Source organism: Pseudomonas sp. BF-B-26, assembly GCF_019956495.1.
Taxonomy (GTDB): Bacteria; Pseudomonadota; Gammaproteobacteria; order Pseudomonadales; family Pseudomonadaceae; genus Aquipseudomonas.
Map to the genome: position 1 here is coordinate 1 of NZ_JAHBDP010000023.1, position 6,916 is coordinate 6,916.

General features: G+C 59.3%; 7 protein-coding genes. 2 read left to right on the forward strand and 5 right to left on the reverse strand.

The window, feature by feature from the left end; translation table 11 throughout:
- A partial coding sequence (locus tag KGB03_RS02130; RefSeq protein ID WP_223526153.1) for a hypothetical protein occupies positions 1-210 on the forward strand: 210 nt, incomplete at its 5' end.
- Here the strand turns inward: KGB03_RS02130 and KGB03_RS02135 are convergent.
- Genes KGB03_RS02135 through zwf form a run of 3 tightly spaced genes read right to left on the reverse strand, consistent with a single transcriptional unit; the run spans position 171 to position 3,023 of the window.
- Entirely contained in the window at positions 171-836 is a 666-nt protein-coding gene (locus KGB03_RS02135) for a bifunctional 4-hydroxy-2-oxoglutarate aldolase/2-dehydro-3-deoxy-phosphogluconate aldolase (RefSeq protein ID WP_008151112.1), read from the reverse strand. The two genes, KGB03_RS02130 and KGB03_RS02135, sit on opposite strands and share 40 nt — an antisense overlap.
- A 17-nt stretch (positions 837-853) precedes the next feature.
- Complete coding sequence (gene pgl / locus KGB03_RS02140; protein ID WP_223526160.1) at positions 854-1,567, reverse strand: 6-phosphogluconolactonase; 714 nt, start codon at positions 1,565-1,567, stop codon at positions 854-856.
- Positions 1,554-3,023 carry a glucose-6-phosphate dehydrogenase gene (gene zwf / locus KGB03_RS02145; protein WP_218539084.1) on the reverse strand — a complete coding sequence of 490 codons (1,470 nt, stop codon included), beginning with the start codon at positions 3,021-3,023 and terminating at the stop codon, positions 1,554-1,556. Before zwf ends, pgl begins: the two co-directional genes overlap by 14 nt.
- A 239-nt stretch (positions 3,024-3,262) precedes the next feature.
- Between zwf and KGB03_RS02150 the strand changes: the two genes are divergently transcribed.
- Complete coding sequence (locus KGB03_RS02150; protein ID WP_173667542.1) at positions 3,263-4,123, forward strand: MurR/RpiR family transcriptional regulator; 861 nt, start codon at positions 3,263-3,265, stop codon at positions 4,121-4,123.
- A 158-nt stretch (positions 4,124-4,281) separates the two neighbouring features.
- Here the strand turns inward: KGB03_RS02150 and KGB03_RS02155 are convergent, their stop codons facing one another.
- Together KGB03_RS02155 and KGB03_RS02160 are read right to left on the reverse strand one after the other, a co-directional pair.
- Positions 4,282-5,136 carry a D-hexose-6-phosphate mutarotase gene (locus KGB03_RS02155; RefSeq protein ID WP_223526162.1) on the reverse strand — a complete coding sequence of 285 codons (855 nt, stop codon included), beginning with the start codon at positions 5,134-5,136 and terminating at the stop codon, positions 4,282-4,284.
- 278 nt (positions 5,137-5,414) lie between these two features.
- A complete protein-coding gene (locus tag KGB03_RS02160; protein ID WP_218539083.1) occupies positions 5,415-6,761 on the reverse strand; it encodes a carbohydrate porin in 1,347 nt (448 codons plus the stop codon).
- Positions 6,762-6,916 lie beyond the last annotated feature (155 nt).

A 6,916-nucleotide genomic window follows, 5' to 3' on the forward strand; every position in this document is an offset into this window, starting at 1 on the left:
GGCGGTCTGACATTCGACATCTGCATTGAATGTAGCGGCCTCTTCGCGAGCAAGTCGGATCGCCGCACCGCCGCTCCCACAAGGTTTTTGGCAGGCAAAAAAAAACGGTGCACCGACCAAGCGCACCGTAAAGCCGTAGAACACACAACGAAGTGTTTGGTAAAAGCCGATCAGTCCAGCAGCGCCAATGCCTCGGCGGTGCATTCCTGAATGCGGGCCCAGTCGCCGTTCTTGATCCACTCGGGATCAAGCATCCAGCTACCGCCCACGCACATCACGTTTTTCAACGCCATGTAGCTTTTGATGTTGGCCGGGCTGACGCCGCCAGTCGGGCAGAATTTCACTTCGCCAAACGGGCCGCCGAGGGCTTTGATAGCCGCGACGCCGCCGCTGACTTCCGCCGGGAACAGCTTGAAGCGGCGATAGCCCAGGCCGTAGCCTTCCATGATGCCGGAGGCGTTGCTGATGCCCGGCAACAGCGGAATCGGGCTGTTGACGCTGGCTTCCAGCAGGTCACGGGTGATGCCCGGCGTGACGATGAACTGCGAACCGGCCGCTTCGGCAGCCGCCAGCATGTTGCGATCGAGCACAGTGCCGGCACCGGTCACCAGCTCTGGACGCTGCTCGCGCAAAATCTGGATAGCCTTGAGGCCGAACTGCGAACGCAAGGTCACTTCCAGGGCTGTCAGGCCACCGGCCGCGAGGGCGTCGGCCAGCGGCAGGATGTCCTGTTCGCGAGCGATGGTAATCACCGGCAGGATCCGCGCCTTGGCGCAGAGGCTGTCGATCAGGGCAACTTTGTCCGCCATGGAAACGGTCGGGGATGGGGTTGTCATAGCGGCTGTTCCTTGGCTCATGGGCACCAGAAAATCTCTAACGTAGGTTGCAGAAACGCGCGAATCGGCATGGCGGCGACATCGTCACCGGCCAATGCGGCACTCAAAGTGGTCAGCTTGGACTGACCGGAAATCGATAGAACGGTGGTCTTGGCCGATGCCAGCAGCGCGCGACTCATGGTCAGGCGCTGATGCGGCACGGTCGGCGCCAGCATCGGGTAGCAACGACGTGTGCCGTCGGCTTTCAAGGCGTCGGCCAGGTTCGGGCTATTCGGGAACAGCGAGGCGGTGTGAGCGTCGTCGCCCATGCCAAGTATCAGCACGTCGATTGGCGGCAACTCGGCGAGCAAGCGATCCGCCTGCTCGGCGGCCAGTTCAAGGTTGGCGGTGGCGCTGTACAGACTCAGGAACTGAGCCTTGGCCGCCGGGCCTTGCAACAGGTAACGCTTGAGCAGACCGGCATTGCTGTCGGCGTGTTCAACCGGTACCCAGCGCTCGTCGGCCAGGGTGACGACAACCTTGGACCAGTCCAGCGTCTGCTTGGCCAGGTGCTGGAAAAACGCCACCGGACTGCGTCCACCGGAAACCACCAAGGTCGCGGTGCCGCGCGCATCGATCGCGTCACTCAGTTGCTTGGCCACATTCAGCGCCAGGCCTTCGGCCAGCAACACCGGACTTTTGAACTCATGGGCGCTGACGCCCTGAGGCAGTTTCAATTCAGATATCGCCATACCACGACCTCCCGTCCCGCGTGATCAGAGCAATGGAGCTCATCGGTCCCCAGGACCCGGCCGCGTACGGCTTGGGTGCATCACCGGACTTCTTCCACCCGGCGATCAACTGGTCACACCACTTCCACGCGGCTTCGATTTCATCTTTACGGACAAACAGGTTCTGATTGCCGCGCATCACTTCCAGCAACAACCGCTCATAGGCATCGGGAATCCGTGCGCTGCGATAAGTGTCGGAAAAATTCAGCTGCAACGGACCGCTGCGCAGCTGCATGCCCTTGTCCAGGCCTTGTTCTTTGGTCATCACGCGCAAGGAAATGCCTTCGTCCGGTTGCAGGCGGATAATCAGCTTGTTGCTGATTTGCAGGCGCTGCTCGGGAGCGAAGATGTAGTGGGACGGTTCCTTGAAGTGGATGACGATCTGCGACAGCTTCTGCGGCATGCGCTTGCCGGTACGCAGGTAAAACGGCACACCGGCCCAACGCCAGTTGCGGATATCGGCACGCAGCGCAACGAAGGTTTCGGTGTCGCTCTGGGTGTTGGAATTCGGCTCTTCCAGGTAACCGGGAACCGATTTGCCTTCGCTGTAACCGGCGATGTACTGACCGCGCACGACCTGAGTGGTCAGGCCTTCCGGGCTGATCGGCGCCAGCGCCTTGAGCACTTTGACTTTCTCGTCGCGGATGCTGTCGGCGGACAGGTCGGCCGGCGGGTCCATGGCGATCAGGCAGAGCAGTTGCAGCAGGTGATTCTGGATCATGTCCCGCAGCTGACCGGCCTTGTCGAAGTAACCCCAGCGACCTTCGATCCCGACCTTCTCGGCCACGGTGATTTCCACGTGGGAGATGTAATTCTGGTTCCACTGGGTTTCGAACAGGCTGTTGGCGAAACGCAGGGCGATCAGGTTCTGGACGGTTTCTTTGCCCAGGTAGTGGTCGATGCGGTAGGTGCGGTTCTCCGGGAAGAACTGCGCCACGGCGTCGTTGACCTTGCGCGAGGATTCCAGGTCCGAACCGATGGGTTTTTCCAGCACCACGCGGGTGTTTTCGGTCAGGCCGACCTTCGACAGGTTCTCGCAGATCGCGCCGTAAACGGCGGCCGGTGTCGCGAAGTAGGCAATCACCCGCTGCGCGCTGCCAGCCATTTCGGCCAGGGCGACGTAATCGTCAGCCTTGAGGAAGTCGACGTGCAGGTAACTCAGGCGGGCCAGGAAGCGTTCGACCACGGCCTCGTCCAGCTCTTTGGCGCCGACGTAGCGGCGCAATTCGGAGGCGATGAACGCCAAATGCTGTTGCTCGCTGCCAGGCTCACGGGCCAGCGCGATAATCCGCGTGTCCTCGTGCAAGAGGCCTGCGCCATCGAGCTGATAAAGGGCAGGAAACAGCTTGCGCAGGGCCAGATCGCCGAGGGCGCCGAACAAGGCAAAGGTGCACGGTTCAACCGTAATCGAAGGCATGATGTTTGTTCTTTTATCAAGTTAAGCTACAAATACCTTTTTTCAAGGCATCACTCAAGGGAAAATGTAGTAATAACCACAACATTTTCGCAAAATACAGATTCCGAGTGGTGGACGGTCGGAGCCATCAGTAGGATAGGCCACCGTTACGGGCCCGATCAAAGTCCCAATTTGCATAGCCGGGGCCCTTATTTGCATTGCTCTCATGTTTGCGGAGCTAAGGAACATATATGGACCGCGTGCGAAATTTACTGGAACAGATCCAGAATCGCCTTGAAGACCTGAACAAGGCAGAACGCAAAGTCGCCGAAGTCATCCTGCTCAACCCAGAGCAGGCCACCCGGTTCAGCATCGCCGCCCTCGCCCAGGCCTCAAAGGTCAGCGAGCCGACGGTCAACCGTTTCTGCCGTTCGTTTGGCGTCAGCGGCTACCCGGAACTCAAGCTGCAATTGGCCCAGAGCCTGGCCAGTGGCGCCGCGTATGTCAGCCGTGCGGTGGAGGCAGATGACAATCCCGAGGCCTACACCAAAAAGATTTTCGGCAGCGCCATCGCCTCGCTGGACAGTGCGTTGCAGGCGCTTGACCCGAACCTGATCAGCCGCGCCGTCGACCTGTTGATCCAGGCCCGGCAGATCCACTTCTTCGGCCTCGGTGCCTCGGCCCCGGTGGCGCTGGATGCGCAGCACAAGTTCTTCCGCTTCAACCTGGCAGTCACCGCCCACGCGGACGTGCTGATGCAGCGCATGATTGCGTCGGTGGCACACACCGGCGAGTTGTTCGTGATCATTTCCTACACCGGCCGTACCCGCGAACTGGTGGAAGTGGCGCGTATTGCCCGGGAAAACGGTGCATCGGTATTGGGCCTGACGGCTGAGGGTTCGCCACTGGCCAAGGCCAGCACCTTGAGCCTGAACATTCCGCTGCCGGAAGACACCGACATCTATATGCCGATGACGTCGCGGATCATTCAGCTGACCGTGCTCGATGTGCTCGCCACCGGCATGACCTTGCGCCGTGGCGTGGACTTCCAGCCGCATTTGCGCAAGATCAAGGAAAGCCTGAATGCCAGTCGGTATCCGATTGGGGATGAGTTTAATTAGTCCGATCTGAGTTCTTTGTCGCCTGATAAGCCGCCTTCGCGAGCAAGCCCGCTCCCACAGTGGATCTGCTTTGAACACAAATGCTGTGTCCACTGAAAATCTACTGTGGGAGCGGGCTTGCTCGCGAAGGCGATACCCGCAACACCATGGATCTTGAGCTAAACCCCAACCCGCGCCTGCAAACTCAAATGCGCCCTCTCCCCCGGCGCCAGGCTCAGGCTATCGGTCCCGCCACTCGCCGCTTCAACGCACACAAACTCCGAAATCTCATTCCAGCTCACCCCCAGCAACGGCCGCGAGCCCGGATGCCAGACCACCGTGTCCGCCCTGTCTCCCGTATCGATGCACAACTCCCGCTGCCAGGCGTGGTCCTTGAGCTGTAATTCGCCGTCATGCTGGAACACCCGCTGACAGCCACCCTCTACCCGCAATTCGCCTTCCTGATGACAAATCTGCCGGTTCAACTGGTCGTAACCCTGCGCTCCGTCGAGGCCAGACAGCGCTACCTCACCGACGTCACCAATACGCCAATAAGCGTGCAACGCCTGACTCAATTGGCACGGCAGGCTGTCCTGATGCTCGGTACTCAGGCGTAAATCCATGCGTTCGCCCAAGTGCGCGTGCAGGTCCACTTGCCAGTCGCACAACTGAAGTTGCCAGTGCAAGCGCACGCCATCGTCATCAGTGCTGCTGTCCAGTAGCTTCCAGTCGATCAGCCGTGCCCAGCCATGGGACGGCCAGGCGTTTTCGCTCGGATGACGGCCATACCACGGCCAGCACACCGGAACGCCACCACGAATCGCACCGACCTGCGGCCACTTCGCCGCGCACCAGAGCCAGGGCTTCTGACCCTTTGGCTGGAAGTGCAGCAACTGCGCCCCCTGCCGACTGAACACCGCCTGACACAGCGGATGGTCGATCACCAGCACGTCGCGCTTCTGATAGCGCTCCCACGCAAACACCGGACGTTCGCGCAAGGATTTGAAGAAGCGTTGTAGCGGATGCTCATGCATGTGCCACGGTCCTGAAAATCATGGGTGTACTCAATACGTGTGCCCAGTGAACCACTGTGGCGAGGGGATTTATCCCCGTTCGGCTGCGAAGCAGTCGTAAAACCAGAAAAACGCGATTTACCTGGAACACTGCGGTGGATGGTTTTGGGGCCGCTTCGCAGCCCAACGGGGATAAATCCCCTCGCCACAGGTTGCTTTGGCATACCACACAAAAAAAAGCGGACAGCCTGGGCTGTCCGCAAAAATGCGCACATAGAGAGGAGCTTATCGCAACAGCGTTAGAACACCGACTGAATTTTCAGGCCGGCGACCAGCGCGTTGTCAACTTCATCGACACCACCCGGGTGAGTGATGTATTGCAGGTTAGGACGCACGGTCAGCCAGTTGGTAACGTGGAAGCCGTAGTTGATCTCGTAGTTGTACTCGGTAGTACGCAGCGGCGAGAACAGTGGATCCTCGTACTCGGTAACACCATTGGAGGCGTTGACCAGTTCAGCGTTTTTCTTCACGTCATCGTTGACATGGATGCGGGCGAAACCGATACCGACGTCATCTTTTGGACGTGCATCGAACGGGCCCTTGTACACAAACATCAGCGACTGATAGTTGTCGACGAAGTTGGTGTCCTTGTCGTGGAACGTGGCGTTGGCTGCGATGTTCAGACCACGGCTCTTGTCACCGTTGTGGTCGGTCAGCTGTTGCTGCGCCACGAACCAGTAACCGTGCTTGCTATCGTGGCTGCGATAGGCGTTACCGCTGGTGGCTGCATCATTGCCGTCGGCATCCTTACGGACGTCATCGGCATTGGCCGTGCTTTTGTAGTAACCGACACGGTATTCGCCGGGCAGGTTGTTAGGGGTCGGCGACCAGACCAGTTCGACCGGCAGGACGGTGCCAGCAGTCCCACTGCCGCTGAGCTTGAAGCCGTTACCATGCTCCAGTTGCGACGGGTTCTGGTTGTACGCGCCGATCTGCGCATAGAACTCAGGCGAGATGTTGTACTTCACGCGGACCGCAGCCTGCATGACCGGCCAGTTGTACCAGATGTTGGTTGCCCAGTTACCCGCCTGGGAACCGCAGAACGCCAGGTTCTGGAACTCGCACGGGAAGGTGTTGAAGTCTTCGCCTTCGCCGAAGTAACCGGCTTTGACGTCCAGTTTGCCGTCGAGGAACTGGTGTTTGATCCACAGTTGGGTCAGGCGGACCATATGGCCACGGCCGTAGACTTCCTGAGACGAACTCAAGGTGCCGGCACGCGGATCGCCGACACGGTCATTGGAGATGTTCTGACCATTACGGTTGGTGAGCTGGATCTTGGCCTGGGTGTTATCCCAGCCCCACAGTTTTTGCAGGTCCAGTGCCACGCCGAGGCCAAACTGGTCGGCGTAACGCGCAGTCTTGTCGTCGTTGTAGCCGCCGTGGAGGTTGGCGCCCACTTCACCGACGTAGTCCATCTTGATGTCGATACCCTGCTCGATCAGCCTGGTCCGCTCGCCACCCCAATCACCGGTCATCCATTCGGAATCGGCGCTGAACGCGTCAGCCGCGTGTACGCTACCGGCCAACATCATTGCCGCAACGGCTGACAACTGGCAGATAAGCTGAGCGTTGTTGTTCTTCTTCATCCCTACATCCTCGTTTTATTGTTATTAACTGTTTTTATCTAACGCGGTGACATCTGGTGCGAAGAGCGACAGGCCGCCCACCGCATATCCCCCTGTGGGAGCGGGCTTGCTCGCGAATGCGGTGTATCAATCGACATCCCTGTTGAATGTCAGAC